Below are 19301 nucleotides of genomic sequence, written 5' to 3'. Positions count from 1 at the left end.
AGCAATTTTTCTTCTATTTTTTTAAATTTTTGCTTGCAATTACGAGTTCTAGTTGTATATTTGCACACGCAATAGGGCGATTAGCTCAGCTGGTTCAGAGCACCTCGTTTACACCGAGGGGGTCGGGGGTTCGAACCCCTCATCGCCCACCATAAGAGACAAAGCAGAAATATTCTGATTTGTCTCTTTTTTATTTGAGTCTAATTGCTCATTTATCAAGTACATTAGCTGGACTGCTTCATTGATTCTTGTGGTTCGAAATCCAATTCCATCATATATCAAATTCTCAGGATATATTGAACCAATCAAATCCCTGCACGCTACGAATTCTGAATTTTCATAGATAGAGTGAATTCTAAATAAATTTTCAATTCCTTGATTAAGTAATTTTTCAATATCACGTTGATCAGTATCAAGACCTGAATATCTTGCTTGAAGTCTCGCTAATATTTCCCCGTAATCAGATTTTATATCTCTATAGTCAGTTGAATCAATTTGATTTGTCATTAACAAATCTCGAGCCTTACTCAATCTACCCTCATAATCCTTTATTTGATTTAATAGCTGTGCTTTTTCATTTTGTCTTTCTTTTGTTTGTTCTTTATAAGCCTCCAGAATTATAATACTATAAATTTTTTTATATTCTCGTTTTGGAGCATATTTTAAAAGTTCTTTTACGAACATTTGATTTACTTCATCTGCACTTGAACGATGTGTACAACCTTTAAAACAATGATAATAGGCATAATATTTATTACGACCTTTTGACTTACTACCTGACAATACTTTTCCACACACTGGACATATTAAAAAGCCTCTTAAAGGCAGTTCCAGAATAGTTTCAACTTTAGCACGAATTACTTTCTTTCTTCCGTCCACTACATCCTGAACTTTATAAAATAATTCCTCGCTAATGATCGCTTCGTGTTGTCCGTTGGCAAAATAGCTTTCTTCATCCTTATACTGAGGAACTTTTATTTTCCCACAGTACAAAGGATTTCTGACTGCCAACCAAAAACTATGCTTGCCCGTTTTTATTCCTTTTTTTCTTGCCAGACGATGAATATCTTCAGTACTAAATATCCCTTTTGATATCTCATTAAATGCCCAGCGCATAACGGAAGCCTCCGGTTCTTTGATCGCAATATATTTACTGCCATCATCTTTTGACTTATTTACATAGCCAATAGGTGCCTGACTCATATATCTTCCTTCTTTCTTGGCTCTGCGCATACCGTGAAAAACATTTAAGGCTCTTCTGTCATTTTCGACCTCCGGAACAGCCAGATAAAATGCCAGCATCATTTTGTTTTCCGGTACAGAAAGATCTAAAGGTTGCTCTATTGCCTGAGGTTCAACTCCAAGTTTTCTTAAGATACTGATCATTTGGTATGCGTCTCCCGCATTTCTGCTGAATCGATCCCATTTTGTAAATAAAAGTAGATCCGTTTTATTTTTAAACCTTTTTAAATTAACCAACAGTAATTTCCATTTGGGTCTAATGAATGTTTTGGCCGAATGATCTTCATATATAATATCACGAACTGCAATATTATTTATCTGACAATACTTTTTTAATACTTCTTCTTGGTTTCTTTGTGAATATCCTTTGTCCGCCTGTTCGTCCGTACTCACTCTCACATAAAGGTCTGCTATCTGTTTCATTTTGCTGATTTAAAAAATTTGATACGGTTATCGTCGCTAGTTTGCGCATAAATTCCAAGACTGTCCTCGCTTGGTCAAGTGTCAGGTCTAAATTTTCTTCATTCAACATTTTTAAAGCCTGTTCGGCCGTAAGTTTCCCTCTTTCATCTCTTTCATCGTTCTCCATTTGATATCTCACTTCATTAAAAAAAGACCGTTACTGGTCTTTCTTGTTCTACAATCATTCATCCCTATAAAGATAGACCTCATTTTTGATTTGATCAGAGGCAAAATATAGCTATGATGGCTTTGGAATGTTATTTTTTGAGAATATTTCATCTTCATTTCTAGAATCAACAGGAAATAAGATGCTGATCTCATTTAACAGTTCGAATTCATCAATTGGAAATAATTGCAGGGCTATTCCCAAAATTAGCCCCACATCAATCGACTGATTTTTTATCGTAATGGGAACTACAGCGCCATCTTCATCAAGAGCCACAATACATAATTTTAGCAGATTTCTAATAACCGAAGCGAGTTCATAATAATCACGCACTCTAATTTTTGCGGTATGAATTCTGTTTTTATCTTCAATTGGCTTCAAAGCACTGAGACAGTTGGCCGTCAATCTTTTAATAGTTTCTAAGTTTTTAATTTCATCTGTTTCCATAATTTTTTAATATTATTTTGTTTTTTCTTTATTGCTATTGCACTCTTGTAAGCTTTTATGGTTCATTATTTCTTAATTTTTCAATCCCTTCCAATTCTGCTTCCGCAATTTCACAGGCTCTTTCATAAAAAAGATTGCATCTTTTCTCTAGAAGTTCTGTGTTTAAAAAACTGGAAGTTTTCAAATTAGCCCAACGAAGGGAACTTGGATGCATTTTTAATAAATCAAAAAGTTTTTTATCCTCCTCCGTTTTTCTAGGAAATATTTCAGAAGTCAGTGAAGTAAATATTTCACAAATATCAAAAAGGAAAGTCAGTGAAAAGTGATTCGGCTGATACCCCAAAAAAACATCGATAAGTCCTAGACAAATTTGTTCAACTGAGATATGTAACATTGATTCCTGAATAATTTCTGTGTTGAATCCATCAATTTGATTTTCACTTTCTAAAAAAGTTTTTGCAACGATATTTCTGTTATCCCAATGCGAGCGGATTAATTCCAATTTACGTTTTGGGATTCCATCAAAGGCAATGTTTGGTGGAACATTAACATGTTCATAAACCGTCTGGGATTTGGTTAAAACCTCATAGAAGAAATGTAATTTATGAGGTGCCAGATATCGAACCGATGTAGCTTTATGCAATAACAAAGTTGCCGTGTACCGACCTTCCGTTTTGGTTTTTATGATATCACTAATGTCTGCTACCGCATTAGTTTTGTTTTCATTGGCAAAAACCAATAGATAAAAATGAGTGTGCTCTTCTTGTTTGGAAGCAGATTCCTGAAATGGGTTTTGAATAACCTGAATTTCCTTTTTTTCTCCAAAACAGTAAATCCCGCTAGTGCTAATACTTTCAATAATAATATTGCTTAGTACTTGTAATCCTGTGTTGTCAATTGCTTTCATAATTTTACTTTCTTTTTAGTGATACATGTCTGAAAAATTGTATTTTTGTTTAATACACAGCAAGTAAGCAATAGATTGTATCGTACCGAACTATTTGAAATTGTATCTCACAAAAGCTAACTTGTTTTTTACCAAGACTTATTTTTTTAAAGAATTTTAAATATCTTTGAGCTATGAACACAGCAACAAAACCAAAACATATTGGCAGAAATATCAGCCGAATCAGAGAGCTTAGAGGCATGAAACAAGAGGCATTGGCTACTGCAATTGGTGTTAGCCAACAGTCTGTTTCTAATATAGAAAACAGCGAAACTATAGACGACGAAAAACTTCAAGCGATTGCCGAAGTATTAGGTGTTTCTGCTGAGGGAATAAAAAATTATAGCGACGAAGCTGTATTTAATATTATAGGAAATACTTATCATAATACTAGTAGCGATAATTCAACATTGATTGCTAGTTCAATGAATTACCAACCAACTTTCAATACAGTTGAAAAAATAGTTGAACTATATGAACGATTAGTTCAAGCTGAAAAAGATAAAGTCGAATATTTGGAAAAATTGCTAAAAGGAAAATAACCTTTATAGAAATATATTAATTCCAAAAAAGAGACTCGACAGGGTCTCTTTTTTGTTTAGGAATGTTTTTTGATTTATGGTGCAACAATAATAAAAACCAACAAAATGGACAAGACTATTAAACTCCGCGTAAAAAAGGAAATTGATAACATTGATGAGCTTAAAGTATTGAAATTAAAAGGCGCATTAATTGCCAAAAAGTACACTGAAATAATTCACATTGCTGATGAAAATGATGACTTTTATCTTAATTCATTTTCTTCTTCACCAACCCACAAAAAAGAGGCAGAAGATTTCATATTAGAATACATTTCAAACAATAATCTTACAGATACCATTACTCTCATTAGTACAAAGAATTAAACAGTTTTTGACTGCAATTATCCCCCTAAGACATCCGCAAAAATCTTCCTGAAAAGAGTCAGAATTTTGTGGATTTCAAAAGCATCATTGTTTGAAAAAGTACGTTTCTTTTTTCTGTTATTTCTTCATATGATTTTGAGAAACGTACACTTTCAAAAGACATTTTAAAAATGATTATTCAAGCTTTTTAAAAGTTTATAATTCTCTGCCCAAAGGAGAAAAAATCAGCCAAGGTATTGGACATCGGCAACTACGTGCACATAATGACAATCCTCGTTCCTCGTCCTGTCACCCTTCGGGACTTATAGCACTCCGTTTGCCTAACTGTCCAATTTCAAATCTGCTTTCTTTTTTTCCTTTTTCTTTGGGAAAGTGATTTAGGCTGTAGCGGTTTCAACTACTTCTTTTCATAAAACATAACTCGTTCTATCGTAGCCAAAACTAACCTTGATAGGATAAGTCTTTTATCCACCATAAATTAATCTCTAACTTTTAAAAAACTGAAAGATTGCCACGTTCCTGCAATCGGCAAGATGTCCGATTGTATCACAACCGATATCTTGCTGCCCTTTCACTCGGAACTCGTAGGCAGTGAAACTTAAAGATTTTGAGTCTTAAAAATCACAGGATATAGCTTCAAAAAAACTTTGATTCTAATTAAGCTAATACTAAGAGTTATATTTTTACCTACATATAACAAGAAAATTAGTCGTAAAATATTTTTTTGATTTCTTCAATCTATAGTAACTCATGGGATACCAATATTGAGCATTATATTAAAAATGGACTCTATGATAATTTACCTATGGAATTAAAATCCAGAATCTCAAAAACAAATCAGCATCGCTCGCAAAATGAGTCTGAAGACAAGTATTGACGATGCAAAATTAATTCATTTATTAAAGAAGAGTTGGAACTAATTAAGTGTCACTATGAGTTGTCTAATTATAAATAAGTAATGGTTTCAATGTTATCAAGAATAATTATTTCTTCGTAACGATATAGTATATTCTGGTCAATCGATCATTGTGTTTCTTTGAATCTGTAGGGACATGATTCAAATCGATAGATGAAACCTTTTTTAAATTGTAATTCTGGAATTCTTTTTTAGAATCAACATGATCTTTTTTCAAAGCCAATAAACCAAATTTACTTTCAGAAGGTAAGTTTATTTTGTTGGTTTCTTCATTTAATAAAATGGGTATGCTAAAACCATAATCCCAAATAATTTCGGGTGTGAATGTATTTAATTCATAAGTTCGAATACCGAGACTTTTTTCTTTTTCTCTAATCGTTTTAGCACTGGCGTAATCAGGATTCTTTAAAATGAGCTTTGTGAACGGTATTCCAAAAAGAATTACAGCTGCTTGTACAGCTATAACAGCATAGAATACTTTTGCAAAGTTTTTATTTCTAAGGTTTGTAAATAGCACGTATCCTATTGCCAATAAAGACAGCGTTAAGCCAATTAGCCAAAATTCATATCCTGCTAAATCATTTTTTACTTTGATAAAAATTCCAACTGGAATGGCAATACAAATGATACCGATAAGTCCAAAAGCAAAATAAATAATTCCTTTTTCCTTTTTTAAACTGATGTTTTTAAAATTGTTAATCAAGTATTCGATGTAAAATCCCGTGTTCAAAGCCATCGGAATTAATACAGGCAATAAGTATCTTGATTTTTTTTCGGGTACTATAGAAAGTAAAACAACCGAAGCCAATGTCCATATCAACGTGAATTGATAGGCTTTTAAATTACTTACACTATTTTTTAAATACGGATAGATTAATGCAATTAAAGCAGGAACGGTCCAAATACCACTTTGGGTGAAAAAACTCCAGTAATAATAAAATGGTCTAGTGTTGTAATTTCCCCATCGGCTGCTTTCTATTTTGGTAACTTTTAAATAAGTCTCAGGGTCTACCCATTTCACATACAAAGGCCATGATAAACCAATGATTATCCCCAATATAAGAATTAATATGAGATACGATTTTTTGTCTTTCAACTGAAATTTATACGTGAACCCATAAGCAATTAAAAATGGCAATAATAAGGCATAAACCGAAATTGGTCCTTTGCTTAAAAAAGAAAACCCAAAAAACAATCCGGCCATGACCGCATTAAAAAGCGGTTTCTTCGAATCATTCAATAAGTTCCATAAAAATAGAATACAAACAATCATAAAACTATGGGTGTACATATCCCATTGATTATCTCTTCCTGCGAAATAAATATAAAAAGAAGTAATTAAAATCAGTCCGTTGTGGAAGCTTTGCTGTTTGGTTAGACTTAATTTTTCAGAAAGTTTATAAACTCCAAATATGAGTAATAATGTAAATAATACAACAGGAATTCGCAAAGCGTAGATACTCTCAAATCCAAAAATAATTCCAAAAACAGCAGTTATCCAAGTGGGTAATGGCGGTTTTTCATAACGAGGCAAATCATTGATAGTGGTCAAAATCCAATGATTGTTTCTCACCATTTCTCTTGCCGTAATGAAGTTCCGAGCTTCCATGATGTTTGTTTCAATAGCATCCAAATGCGGGAAAAGCATCAGACAAGCTACTACCAAAATCCAAAAAGTATAATTATGAGCTAATTTTGACATCCTTCTTTATGATTATAATATTTCTGGTGTAAATAATTAAACCTATGGCGTGACCTGTTAATAATACGGGATCTTTTCTGAATATGGCATAAATGAATATAATTAGAGATCCGGTTAAACTGATAATCCAAAAACCTAATGGTAAAACAGAATCTTTTTTCTTTTCAGAATAAATCCATTGATAGACAAATCGCAATGTAAATAGTACTTGGCCTATGATTCCTATCCAAAGTAGCCATTGTGGTACTTTTTCGTTTTTGAACAAAAAATCGATGTCCATAACATTGTTGTTGTAACCATAACCAATTATAAAAAATGGAAATAAAAGTAAAAACCATCTTAAAAGAATATGCAATTTATTCCAGTCGTTTTGCAACTGTATGTTTCTAATATAAATATAATAAGTGATTGTCTGTCCCAACATAATTGAGAAATCATGTCTAAAATAACCATATACGAATAATAAAAATGAGGCAAATAAACTGATTTCCCAAAATAAAACAGGAGTCAGTACCTTTTTGTTTTTTTCGGAAATAACCCATTGTAAAAGCATTCTGCTCGAAAACAAAATTTGAGCAATGAATCCTATGGAATAAATGATGATGTTATTCATTATCCTTTTTTTGCTACGCTATAATTGATGTATTTTTTCTTCATCCACAAGTATGCAAAACAATCCTGTAATGGCCCCAACAATCGATTCCAAAGATTGAAATTTGAAACACCTGCGATTCTAGGAAAATGTCTCACTGGAGTTTGCTTGATTTTACCGTTTTGCAACAAAATCATGGCTGGTAAAAAACGATGCAAACCATTGAACATCGGTATTTTTTTTGCCATATCCGTACGAATTATTTTTAATGGACAACCCGTGTCGTCCATTCCGTCATCTGTAAAAGCCCTTCGTATGCCGTTGGCAATGAGGGAGGACATGTTTTTGGTAAAGGAATCTTTTCTGTTGGATCGTACTCCAGTAACTAGGTCAAATTCGCCGGCAAATTCCATTAGAATATTAAAATCTTCGGGAGCAGTTTGCAAATCGGCATCTATATAACCCACCCAAGGTGTGTCTGTATAATCAAAACCTGCTTTGATAGCCGCACTTAAACCCGCATTTTTTCCGAAAGAAATAAAAGTAAACTCTTCGTTATCCTTGCAGATTTTTTCAATTAATGATTGACTATTATCTTTGGAACCATCATTTACAAACAAGATTTTTGCCTTTTTCTTTGAAATGGACAAAAATTGTTTCATTTCCTGATGTACACGGTCGAGATTGTCTTCTTCGTTATAAACAGGTACTATTATTGTTAATTCGAAATTCATGTTTTGATAAATTTTATATAAAAGTAATAGCTTAAATTTTGTTTAAATTCGAGTTTACTTTGGCTTTTGTTTATGTTAAATGATGGATTTTAAAAATGCATAGAGAACGCTTTTTAAATTTCTAAATGTTGTTGGTCAATAAAATTTTCCTGATACCATTCTATTTGTGCTTTTAATCCTTCGATTAAACTTGTTTTAGGATTATAGCCTAGTAATTTTCTGGCTTTGTCGATTACGGCTTTAGTTCTTAATTGGTCTCCAGTTCTTGCTTCGACAATTTGCAGTTCTATTTTTTTATTTAAAATTTTTTCAACGATTTCAATTCCCTGTTGCGTTGTGTTTTCTTCTTCGTTGCCTAAGTTGATGATTTCATTGTTTACCAAATCTTCTTTACCAATCACGCTTAACACGCCATCAACAATATCTTTAACATAGGTAAAACTTCTTAGGTGAGTTTCGCTTCCCTTATACAATGGGAAAGGAATGTCATTAAAAGCATTTGCAATTAACTTTGTATATAGTTTTTCGGGTCTTTCGCGAGGTCCGTAAACGGAATATAGTCTAAGGGAGCACGCCTTGAATTGTCCCAGTCTGCTACTTTCCAAAACCAACTGCTCAGCAGCCAATTTTGTCACGCCATAATGAGAAACTGGTGTTGGAGGAACTGTTTCGTCAAATGTGGCATGAATTCCATAAATGGATGAGGTTCCAATATTTACAAAAAGAGCTAATTTTTGATTTTTAAAAGCAAAATCGATTAAGTTTTTGGTTCCGATGACGTTGTTCTCCAAATAATCCTCAAACTGGGATGTAGTTGAAATGCCTGGTTGTGCGGCAAAATGAAATATATATTCAAAATCGGTCGGTAATAACTGAAGTTGCTTAGTAAACCGTAAATCAATTTTTTCGATAGCGATCCCTTTTGAATTTAATGTACTTGCATTGAGTTGCTTCAAAGACACATCATAATAATCCGAAAAATTATCTAAGCCAACAACCTCGTGCCCCATCGACTGTAGTCGTTCGGCTGTATGTGAAGCAATAAATCCAGCCGAACCTGTAACTAATATTTTCATAGATTGTATTTTAATGATTTTATCTTTAGCATTTTTAGGGCTAATTCATGTTGGGATAAAACTCTTTTGATCATAAAAAAAAAAAACAAAGGCTAACAAATATTATTTTTTCAGTTAGGGAGAGTCTAATTATATGTATGTTTTGATGATACGTTTTCTAATGAATAAAAATAAGAAATATTGGTTAAATTTTCAGATCGTCAGACTCAATAAATGCTTAAGAATAAGAGGATAAGAAAAATTGTTTTTTTTTTAATAAGAATGTATCATGGAGCCTTTATGCCTTTATTAAACAAAGGAATCGTTCAATTTTGAATTTTTCCTGAATTTTGTATCAACAATATGATTCGAATAAGTAGTTTCATTAACAGATTTATTCAGATTTTCTTCAAAATTGATTCGTAAATTGCGGTATGAAAATTCTAATTATCGAAGATGAGCAGGAAATTGCTCTAAGCATAAAGAACTATTTTAAGACAAATGGGGTTCAATGTGAAACAGCAAACAATTGCACGTCGGCATTGAATAAAATTGATAATTACAGTTACGATTGTATATTATTGGATTTGATGTTGCCTGATGGTGATGGTTTTGATATTTTGAGAGAATTAAAAAACCAAAACAAAACAGAAGGAGTAATCATTATATCTGCAAAGGAAACTCTAGACACCCGCATTGAAGGTTTCAATCTCGGTGCAGATGATTTTCTCACGAAACCTTTTCATCTTTCGGAACTCTTAGTTCGAATGCAAGCGCTCATTCGTCGCAAGAATTTCCAAGGAAATAACACTGTTGTTTTCAATGAAATTAGTATTGATATTTTTTCTAAAACGGTAACAATCAACAATGAAAGATTGGATTTAACCAAAAAAGAAATAGATTTACTATTATTTTTAATTGGTAATAATAATAAAGTCTTATCCAAAGGCGCTATTGCTGAACACCTTTCTGGCGATATGGCAGATATGCTTGACAATCATGATTTTATTTATGCACATATAAAGAACCTCAAAAAGAAACTACATGCTGCCGGAAGTGGTGATTACATCAAAACAATTTATGGTTTAGGTTATAAATGGGAAAATGAGTAAAAAATTATTACATAAAACAACCAGTAGCTTCCTTGTGTTTTCCACGGTGCTATTATTGGTGTCTGCTCCTGTATTTTATTTTATCTGTCAACAGCTTTATATTTATGAAACCGATGAGGTTTTGCTTTTTCATAAAGGGGCTTTTGTCAAAGAGGCACATAAAGGTTTTGATCAAGATGATATAAAAGCTTGGAATAAATACAACCATAATGTAACGATTGTTGCTGATATGGGAATCAAAAATGATTCTATTATTGGCAAAATGTTATTTGATTCTATTGCTAGAGAGGAAGAACCATTTCGAATATTGTATGCTCCAGTAGTTGTAAAAGGCAAGCGATACACTTATATAGAAAAGACAAATCTCGTTGAAATGGAAGGGATGGTCATAAATGTGGCTGTCATGTTTCTGTTAATTATAATTATTTTGCTTTTTGGAATTGTTTGGATTTCAAAAAAATTGGCAACTAAAATCTGGAAGCCTTTTTATAATACTTTAAGTCAAATTCAAAATTTCGAAATCGATAAAAACAAATCACCACAATTTATTCCAACTGATATCGATGAGTTTGACAGCCTAAACAAAAGTCTTGAAAAGCTTATCGAAAAAAATACGGCTATTTATAAAAGCCAAAGAGAATTTATAGAAAATGCAGCACATGAATTGCAAACACCACTGGCTTTATTTCAAACGAAAATTGATACTTTACTGCAATTAGAGCTTAATAAAGAGCAACTTTCGGTTTTAAGTTCATTAAATAATGATGTTTCCAGACTTAATAGGCTCAATAAAAACCTATTATTGCTTTCTAAAATTGATAATGAAAGTTATCTTGAAAATAACACTATTGTTTTGAATGATTATATTGAGAAGCATCTTGATTTTTTTACGGAACAAGCAAAGTCGAAAAATATTTCAATCATAACCAAATTAAATAATAATCTTGTGATAAATGGAAATCCCGCTTTGACAGAAGTATTGTTGAATAATTTGTTTTTGAATGCTATTCGCCACAATGAAAAAAACGGTAAAATAGTTATTCGTATAACAGACAATCAATTATCATTTGAAAATACAGGACAGCAAACTCCATTGTCAATTGATAAGTTGTTCAATCGATTTTCTAAAATAAATCCATCTTCTCAAGGGAATGGTCTTGGATTGGCCATTATTAAGAAAATAACAGAACTCAATCAATGGAAAATCACTTATGATTTTGAGAATAAATTGCACTGTTTTTGCATTACATTTTAAAATTCAAACTTTCTACAAAATAAGTTTTGAAATTTGTGCCAATAATTAAAAGCACAAAGCAAAATGAGGTTCAAAATAATTCTACTCTTATCATTCTTAATAGTAATTTGTTTCAATACAACAGCTCAAAATAATAAAGCGACTATTTCGGGTTTAATTAAAGATAAAAAATCTGATGTTCCTGTTCCTTACACTAATTTATTGTTGAAATCAGTGAAAGACCCAAAAGCTATTTTTGGAATACTAAGCAATGAAGAAGGTCGATTTAGTTTTCCAGCTATCCCATCTGGGAATTACACATTAGAAATTAGCACTATTGGATATAAAACGCTAACGCAAAAGATTTTCGTAGGGAACCTTTCTGCGTTTCTGGATTTACGCACCATTCATCTGGAAGAAGATATTAATAATTTAACAGAGGTAGTTGTAAATTCTAAACCCCAAGAAGTGAGTGCAAAAATGGATAAAAAAGTTTTTACCGTAGCCGATAATATTTCTCAAAGTGGCGGTTCGGTTCTGCAATCGATGCAAAATTTACCTGGAGTTACTGCAAATGAGGGTAAACTGCAATTGAGAGGAAATGACAAAGTAATGGTGCTTATAGACGGTAAACAAACTGCTCTTACGGGTTTTGGTAATCAATCGGGTTTGGACAATATTCCAGCTTCTGCCATCGAAAGAATTGAAATCATAAATAATCCCTCGGCAAAATTTGATGCCAATGGAAATGCCGGAATTATCAATCTGATTTACAAAAAGAACAAGCAAGAAGGATTTAATGGGAAAGTCGGAATCGCTTCTGGTTATGGTGCTTTATGGGTACGCAAAGAGAATCTACCAACCATTAGTCCTCAATATCAAGTCACTCCAAAAATCAATCCTTCACTGTCATTAAACTACCGAAAAGGAAAAATAAATGCTTATTTACAAGCTGATTATCTTTATACAGAAACACTCAATAAAAATGAATTTGTAACGCGAACTTATGACGACGGAACTATTATTAATCAGCAGAGTAAACGAAATAGAGACACTCATTTTGCAACCCTAAAAACAGGAATTGATTGGGAATACAATGAACAAAATACCTTTGCTTTTTCGGGTCTTTTTGGAAGTGAAAAAATTATAGATCATGGAGAAGAACCTATTTTTAATGCTGATTATTCCCAGCGTTTGCGTCTTTGGCAATTTTTAGAAGATGAGCTTAAAACAACTGCAATGGCAAGTGTTTCTTATGAACATAAGTTCAAAGAAGCGGGACATAAACTGAATGCAGGAATCAATTATACCTATCATCGGGAAGATGAGAAATATTACTTTTCGAATACAACACCCACACTTACAGGGAATGATGCCTTCAAATTGATTTCGGATGAAAAAGTAGTCGATTTCAATCTCGATTATGTTCAGCCTTTAAAACAAGGGCGATTTGAAATGGGCTTGAAAATGAGACACAGAGAAATCCCAACGAATATGCAGTTTTTCCCTGGTGAAAACTCTGTAATAGACGAGGATGCTGGTGGATGGGCTGATTATAAAGAAAATATACCGGCAATTTATTCTAATTATATTTATGAAAATAATAAAATCGAAGCGGAACTCGGACTGCGTTTGGAATATGTAAATCTGGAATATGATGTCAACCCAGATCATCCTACTTATAAAAGTGATGGCTATTATTATATTGAGCCTTTTCCAAATATGCGATTTGGATATAAAATCGACGACCAAAACAAAATAACTGCTTTTTACAATCGCAGGGTTGACAGACCAAATGAAGTCGATATTCGAATTTTTCCAAAATACGATGATGCCGAAATTATAAAGGTTGGAAACCCAGGGCTTCAACCACAATTTACCAGCGCTTATGAAGTGGGTTATAAAAGAAATATGGAAAAAGGATACTTTACATCTTCTCTATATTACCGAATTATTAATGGAACCATAACACGAATTGCCACAACAGTTCCTGGCAGTAATTTGATTTATAATGTATTTCAAAATGCCGATGAAAGTATCTCTGTAGGAATTGAAATGATTTATTCTAAAGAAATAAACTCTTGGTATTCCTTTAATCTAAATGGGAATCTGTATCAAAATACTATTGATGCTTTTTCGGTAACCAATTTATATCCGGTTCCAAGTACATATTACGGAGAGCGTCAACAAATGGTTTCTGGTAATTTAAAATGGAACAGTAATTTACAACTAAATAAAACTCTAAAAGCTCAATTGTCGGTAATTTATCTTGCTCCCGATATTATCCCACAAGGTAAAGTAGACTCTAGATTTTCGGTTGATTTAGGACTCAAAAAAACAGTTCAAAAAGGCAAAGGGGAAGTGTTTCTTAATGCAACAGATGTCTTCAATACGCTAGTAATTCAAAAAGAAATTCAAGGTCAAGATTTTAGCTACAACAGTAAAGATTATTATGAAACTCAAGTAATACGATTTGGGTACAGTTATAAATTTTGATTTCTTAATTAAAACCAAAATTCAAAATATATTCAAAATTGGATTCTAAAATTTGCCTTTTAATTATTAAATAAGGCTATGTATAAATTACCCTCAAATCTCGGCAGATATTCACTTTTAGTACATTTTGTAATCTGGTTTTTGGTACTGTCGCAATTTTTAAGAATTGGATTTTTCCTTTGGCAATATGATGAGGTTTCTTGGAATATAATTGATTTAGCAAGAACACTGCTAACAGGTTTATTCTTTGATTTGGGAACAATTGTTTTTATCTCAATCTGTAGTGTGCTGTATTATAGTATACTGCCAAATAAATGGATTGGTTCTCTTTTAGATAAAGTACTAGTCTGTTTTTTTACGTCGCTAACAGTCTTTATACTTGTTTTTACTTTTTTTGCTGAATTAACATTTTGGGATGAATTTAAAACAAGATTTAATTTCATAGCGGTAGACTATCTTATTTATACCCATGAAGTCGTAGCCAATATCAAACAGTCGTATCCACTGCCTATTCTAATTGGCGGAGTATTGCTACTTACTTTAGTGTTCTTGTTTCTTTTTTATAAAAGAAAAGCTTTTGCAACCACTTTTACTTCTACAGTTAATTTTAAAACTAGACTTTCCGTTTTAATACCTACTATTGCTGTTGCTTTGTTTTTTGCTTTTTTTATAAACAACAATCAAGCGGAATGGTCTTCGAATCGCTACAATTCAGAGATTTCTAAATCAGGAATTTATTCGTTTTTTGCAGCTTTTAGGAACAACCAAATGAAATATGTTGATTTCTATACTTCAATTCAAGATGACAAAGCTTTTGGTTTAATTAGAAATAAATTAGCTTCTGATAATTCTATTTATTCTAAAACTAATAATTCTATTCACAGAAAAATTACAAATAGCTCTCCTTCTCAAGAAAACAAAAATGTTGTTTTTGTTTTGGTGGAAAGCCTAAGTGGAAGTTTTCTTAAAGAATTTGGAAACACCCAAAATATCACTCCTTTTTTAGATAGCATTGCCCAAAAGAGCATCTTTTTTGAGGATTTATATGCAACTGGAACTCGTACTGTTAGAGGAATGGAAGCTGTAACTTTATGTATTCCTCCAACTCCTGGTCAAAGTATTGTTAAAAGACCGGATAATCAAAATCTCTATACGGTTTGCAGTGTATTCAAATCCAGAAAATACGATTGCAATTTTTTCTACGGAGGAGATGGTTACTTCGATAACATGAATGCTTATTTTGGCGGCAACGGATTTACTATTTATGATCGTGGTCGAGGCAGTGTTTTAAGCGATCAAATTAAAACGGTTCGTCATAATATTGATGATAAGGAAGTGACTTTTGAAAATGCTTGGGGGGTTTGTGATGAAGATATTTTTAATAAAATGTTGAAAGTTGCAGATGCACAATACAAAAATAATAAGCCCTTTTTTAATTTTATTATGACAACTTCCAATCACAGGCCATTTACTTATCCTTCTGGAAAAATTGATATTCCTTCGGGAACAAGTAGGGAAGGTGCTGTAAAATATACCGATTTTGCTTTAAAAGAATTATTCAATAAAGCCAAAAAGAAGCCTTGGTTCAAAAACACTGTTTTTGTCATCATTGCAGACCATTGTGCTAGTAGTGCTGGAAAAGATGAAATTGATGTGGCAAACTATCATATTCCTGCATTCATCGTCAATTTTGATGAAAATCAAAATCAGAAAATAACGAAACAATGTTCTCAAATAGATCTTTGGCCTACTCTTTTTTCTCTGTTTCATTGGAATTATGATTCTGATTTTTTTGGTAAAAATGTTCTTGAAGCCAATTATGAACAGCGCGCCTTAATGGGGACCTATCGTAAATTGGTCTTAATGAAAAAAGAAAAAGTCATGATTTTATCCGACCAGAAGAAACAGGCATTTTACTCCTGGAGCAAAAAAGATAATAGCCTCAATTCAATACCGATGGATCAATCTTTTTTGGATGAAACAATTGCATGGTATCAAACCGCTGATTATCTTTTTACGAACAAACTTTTGAAATAGTAATTGGTATTTTTTATAATCCCAAGATTATCAAAAATAAAGATAATCTTGGGATTTAAATTTTATACGAAAAAACAGAAGTCAATCTAAAATTGGATCACAAGATTACAGCCCAATTCTTTTCCGTTATAATAAGGTAGAATCAACGTTGTTCCTTTGTTTTCTTTTTCCTTTTTAGTAAAAACTTTCTTGTTCAGAAAAGGATACATCCAATAGGCAGCTTTGGTGCTTAGTATTCCAATTCCAGCTCCCGCTGCAACATCTGTAAACCAATGCCTGTTATTTACGATTCTAAAAGCACCTGTTCCAGCAGCTACAAGGTAACCGCTTATTCCGTACCAAATGGACTTGTCTTTATATTCCTGCCAAAGAAACTCGGCTCCGGCAAAAGCAGTCGCCGTATGACCAGAAGGGAAAGAGTTATTTGAAGATCCATCGGGTCTTTCGACCTTTGTGGTGCTTTTTAGAGCTAGAACCGTGACACTCATCATAAGATAGGAACTAGCCAAAATAATCGATCGGTCTCTGAGATTGTTTTTACCTTTGTCTCCAAATGCGTTTAAGGCGTAAACCGCAGCGGCTGGTGCGTATTGTGCAAAGTCATCAATAGTAACTTTGTCATCAATATGTTCAGTGACTTCTTCTTGAACTTCGGAGTTGAAATTCTTGATTTGGTCACTTTCAATTCCAATAAGACCATAACCAATTAATGCGGTAGGAATGATTAATTGTTTGTAGTTGAACTTTAATTTTTTTACACTGTCATTTACGACAATAGTGTCGGTTGCATTATTTTGGGCTATCAAAATTGAAGTTGATAATAATGCAAAAACTATACGTAAGTATTTCATTTTTAATGTTCTAAAATCAAAACAAAGAACAGATACAATTCTGAATTAATTCTGTGTTTTTGGGTAATTGCTAAAAAGCAAAATCACTCCTTTTATCCCCTTTAGCCAGATGGAATCTTTGTGAGCTGGTATTCAGATCACAAGGTTGGAATGGACAACGGGAAACCATACTTCGAAAAGACCAAATCTTTCAGATTCAAAAAAATAACAATTGTACGGTTGGTTCCTGCGGTCCATTTTATTTGTTTTCTCCTTTTTTTCATTCCAGTTTTCCAAATTTATAGCTAAACTAAATACCGAAAGACTGGACAAGAATTTCTTTGATTTTAACTAATCGTAATTTTCACAATACTTTTTTGATTTCTGGGTCATGCATCTATTAAAAAGGGTTGCGATCGCAATCCCTACGCAGGTATTTTTATTGAAAAACTGTATACTCAATGCCAAGTTTTTAGAATAAGATGTTGGTCGGTCCTGCTTGCTATTTTTTTTTGTGACAAACTATAATTGCCAGCTATTTCTCATCCTGTGATTGAGCTAAAGTCATTGCTCAAATTTAAAATTGCTCTCAGTATAAAACTGCTCACACTCTCCAGACCTTGAGTCCTGTTGGTTCTGTTACCAAAATCAATATTGGATATGAAATTCACTTTTTCGGCAACCAAAACCGCTCCGCGTATAGAATCATATCAATGCACCTTTTTGGTTGGATTTTATGTAGTAATTAGATTTAAGTCACAGCAATATAAGAATATCTATAGTACGATTGAAAACTGAAATTGAAATGATTTCTCAGTAGGATCTAATCGAGATTTTCTTTAAATCCTGCAAAAAATGGTTCGTAAACAAGTTCTTAAGGACCACAAAACTTCTCAAGAAATTGAGAAGTTTTTTTTTGCCTTAAATTTTCCAAATAATTTGTTATAACTCAAAAAAAAAAAAAAAGTACAGAATAACAAATTAAACAAATGAAAAATAGCCACTTTTATAATGCAATCAAGCTTAAATCCGTATTATTTTACCCTTTTAAAACAAATACTATTTTGAGTATATTTGTTGTCTTATAAAAAGAACGGATAGTGACTCAAATAAATAAATTAAAAATATTTAATGACCCCATTTATGGGTTTATTACAATTCCCAATGCCTTAATCTACGATTTAGTCCAACACCCTTATTTTCAACGCTTGAGGCGTATTTCCCAAATGGGTTTGTCTTATTTGGTGTACCCAGGTGCCAATCATACTCGTTTTCATCATGCACTAGGAAGTATGCATCTGATGCAAAAAGCAGTCGAAGTATTGCGTTTCAAAGAGGTAAACATTAGTTCTGAAGAAGAAAATGCCCTATATATTGCCATATTATTGCATGATGTTGGCCACGGACCTTTTTCACATGCTATGGAAAGTAGTATTGTTGAGGATGTGCATCACGAGGAAATCTCATTATTATTTATGAACCAGCTCAATATTGAATTTCAAGGTCAATTGAGTCTTGCCATTAAAGTTTTTAAAGGAGAATACCATCGTAAATTTATGTTGCAACTTATATCGAGTCAACTTGATATGGATCGAATGGATTATTTAAAACGAGATAGCTTTTATTCTGGGGTTTCAGAAGGGAATGTCAATTCGGAACGACTGATTCAAATGATGAATGTTGTGGATGATGTATTGGTTATTGAAGAAAAAGGTATCTACTCTGTCGAAAAATTCTTGATGTCCAGACGATTGATGTATTGGCAGGTATATTTGCATAAAACAAGTTTGGCAGCCGAATTAACGTTGACCAAAGTCTTAAAACGTGCAAAAGAATTAACCGAAAGGGGAGTTGTCTTGCCTTGTAGCGAGCCATTGCTGTTTTTTATGCAAAACAAAGTAACAATGGAAACTTTTGATCCAAAAACGCTGAAACTATTCGCTAAATTAGATGATTTTGATATTATCAGCGCTCTTAAAGCCTGGGAAAGTAATGATGATTTCATTCTTTCTTCGTTGAGTAAAATGATTATCAACAGAGATCTTTTGAAAATCAAACTGACGAATGATAAAGTTCCGTTAGAAGAATTACAAGTACAAAAAGAACGGTTTTCTATTCAAAATAAAATTTCTCTAGCCGAATCCAATTATTTTATTTTCAAAGGAAAAATAAAGAGTCAAGCTTACAGTAAAGTTGCCGAACCCATACGAATCCTAAATAAAGACAAGACAATTGAAGATGTTGTTGAAGCCTCTGACCAACTGAATTTGAAATCATTATCCAAGTTAGTGACTAAGTATTATATTTGTTTTCCAAAACAACTGCTTTAAAATTAACATACAAAACCTATTTTTTATATTTTTGTGGCAAAAAAACAAGCCAAACTATTTTTATTAGATATTGTGAGAACTACCTTTGGTAAGTT

General features: G+C 32.6%; 16 protein-coding genes and 1 tRNA gene. 8 read left to right on the top strand and 9 right to left on the bottom strand.

The window, feature by feature from the left end:
• The first annotated feature begins 74 nt into the window (after positions 1-74).
• A tRNA-Val gene (locus tag J2W95_RS04980) sits at positions 75-152 on the top strand.
• Here J2W95_RS04980 and J2W95_RS04975 read toward each other — a convergent pair.
• From J2W95_RS04975 to J2W95_RS04960, 4 genes are all read right to left on the bottom strand, one after another.
• On the bottom strand, positions 109-1665 hold the full coding sequence (locus J2W95_RS04975) for a recombinase family protein (protein WP_310005383.1): 1557 nt from the start codon (positions 1663-1665) through the stop codon (positions 109-111). The genes J2W95_RS04980 and J2W95_RS04975 overlap by 44 nt on opposite strands.
• Entirely contained in the window at positions 1553-1831 is a 279-nt protein-coding gene (locus J2W95_RS04970; protein WP_310004553.1) for a hypothetical protein, read from the bottom strand. The genes J2W95_RS04975 and J2W95_RS04970 overlap by 113 nt, the downstream gene beginning before the upstream one ends.
• Positions 1832-1942: 111 nt before the next feature.
• Entirely contained in the window at positions 1943-2317 is a 375-nt protein-coding gene (locus J2W95_RS04965) for a hypothetical protein (protein ID WP_310004552.1), read from the bottom strand.
• Between the two features lie 55 nt (positions 2318-2372).
• Positions 2373-3224 carry a hypothetical protein gene (locus tag J2W95_RS04960; RefSeq protein ID WP_310004550.1) on the bottom strand — a complete coding sequence of 284 codons (852 nt, stop codon included), beginning with the start codon at positions 3222-3224 and terminating at the stop codon, positions 2373-2375.
• Between the two features lie 173 nt (positions 3225-3397).
• Here J2W95_RS04960 and J2W95_RS04955 point away from each other — a divergent pair, with 173 nt between their 5' ends.
• Complete coding sequence (locus J2W95_RS04955; protein WP_310004547.1) at positions 3398-3805, top strand: helix-turn-helix domain-containing protein; 408 nt, start codon at positions 3398-3400, stop codon at positions 3803-3805.
• A gap of 105 nt (positions 3806-3910) precedes the next feature.
• The gene (locus tag J2W95_RS04950) at positions 3911-4168 is read left to right on the top strand and encodes a hypothetical protein (RefSeq protein WP_310004546.1); all 258 of its coding nucleotides are present in this window, start codon (positions 3911-3913) and stop codon (positions 4166-4168) included.
• Between the two features lie 983 nt (positions 4169-5151).
• Here J2W95_RS04950 and J2W95_RS04945 read toward each other — a convergent pair.
• From J2W95_RS04945 to J2W95_RS04930, 4 genes are all read right to left on the bottom strand, one after another.
• A complete protein-coding gene (locus J2W95_RS04945; RefSeq protein ID WP_310004544.1) occupies positions 5152-6786 on the bottom strand; it encodes an ArnT family glycosyltransferase in 1635 nt (544 codons plus the stop codon).
• On the bottom strand, positions 6767-7399 hold the full coding sequence (locus tag J2W95_RS04940) for a lipid-A-disaccharide synthase N-terminal domain-containing protein (protein WP_310004542.1): 633 nt from the start codon (positions 7397-7399) through the stop codon (positions 6767-6769). Before J2W95_RS04940 ends, J2W95_RS04945 begins: the two co-directional genes overlap by 20 nt.
• Complete coding sequence (locus J2W95_RS04935) at positions 7399-8112, bottom strand: glycosyltransferase family 2 protein (RefSeq protein WP_310004540.1); 714 nt, start codon at positions 8110-8112, stop codon at positions 7399-7401. Before J2W95_RS04935 ends, J2W95_RS04940 begins: the two co-directional genes overlap by 1 nt.
• Positions 8113-8225: 113 nt before the next feature.
• Positions 8226-9188, bottom strand: coding sequence for an NAD-dependent epimerase/dehydratase family protein (locus J2W95_RS04930; protein WP_310004537.1), 963 nt, complete (start codon positions 9186-9188; stop codon positions 8226-8228).
• 413 nt (positions 9189-9601) lie between these two features.
• On the opposite strand from J2W95_RS04930, the gene J2W95_RS04925 reads away from it, so the two are divergent.
• The 4 genes from J2W95_RS04925 (at position 9602) to J2W95_RS04910 (ending at position 16046) form a co-directional block, all read left to right on the top strand.
• Positions 9602-10279 (top strand): response regulator transcription factor, encoded by a 678-nt coding sequence (locus J2W95_RS04925; RefSeq protein WP_310004535.1) that lies wholly within the window; start codon positions 9602-9604, stop codon positions 10277-10279.
• Complete coding sequence (locus J2W95_RS04920) at positions 10272-11534, top strand: sensor histidine kinase (protein WP_310004533.1); 1263 nt, start codon at positions 10272-10274, stop codon at positions 11532-11534. The genes J2W95_RS04925 and J2W95_RS04920 overlap by 8 nt, the downstream gene beginning before the upstream one ends.
• 63 nt (positions 11535-11597) lie before the next feature.
• Positions 11598-14009, top strand: a complete 2412-nt coding sequence (locus J2W95_RS04915; protein ID WP_310004531.1) for a TonB-dependent receptor — start codon at positions 11598-11600, stop codon at positions 14007-14009.
• A gap of 78 nt (positions 14010-14087) precedes the next feature.
• Positions 14088-16046, top strand: coding sequence for an LTA synthase family protein (locus J2W95_RS04910; protein ID WP_310004529.1), 1959 nt, complete (start codon positions 14088-14090; stop codon positions 16044-16046).
• Positions 16047-16132: 86 nt separating this feature from the next.
• Here J2W95_RS04910 and J2W95_RS04905 read toward each other — a convergent pair whose 3' ends face one another.
• Positions 16133-16897 carry a phosphatase PAP2 family protein gene (locus tag J2W95_RS04905; RefSeq protein ID WP_310004527.1) on the bottom strand — a complete coding sequence of 255 codons (765 nt, stop codon included), beginning with the start codon at positions 16895-16897 and terminating at the stop codon, positions 16133-16135.
• A gap of 1079 nt (positions 16898-17976) precedes the next feature.
• On the opposite strand from J2W95_RS04905, the gene J2W95_RS04900 reads away from it, so the two are divergent.
• Positions 17977-19206, top strand: coding sequence for an HD domain-containing protein (locus tag J2W95_RS04900; protein WP_310004526.1), 1230 nt, complete (start codon positions 17977-17979; stop codon positions 19204-19206).
• Positions 19207-19301: the final 95 nt, after the last annotated feature.

Origin of the sequence: Flavobacterium granuli (assembly GCF_031456055.1) — a bacterium.
In the GTDB taxonomy this organism is placed as follows: domain Bacteria; phylum Bacteroidota; class Bacteroidia; order Flavobacteriales; family Flavobacteriaceae; genus Flavobacterium; species Flavobacterium granuli_A.
This window is presented reverse-complemented; position numbering and strand designations above follow the sequence as displayed.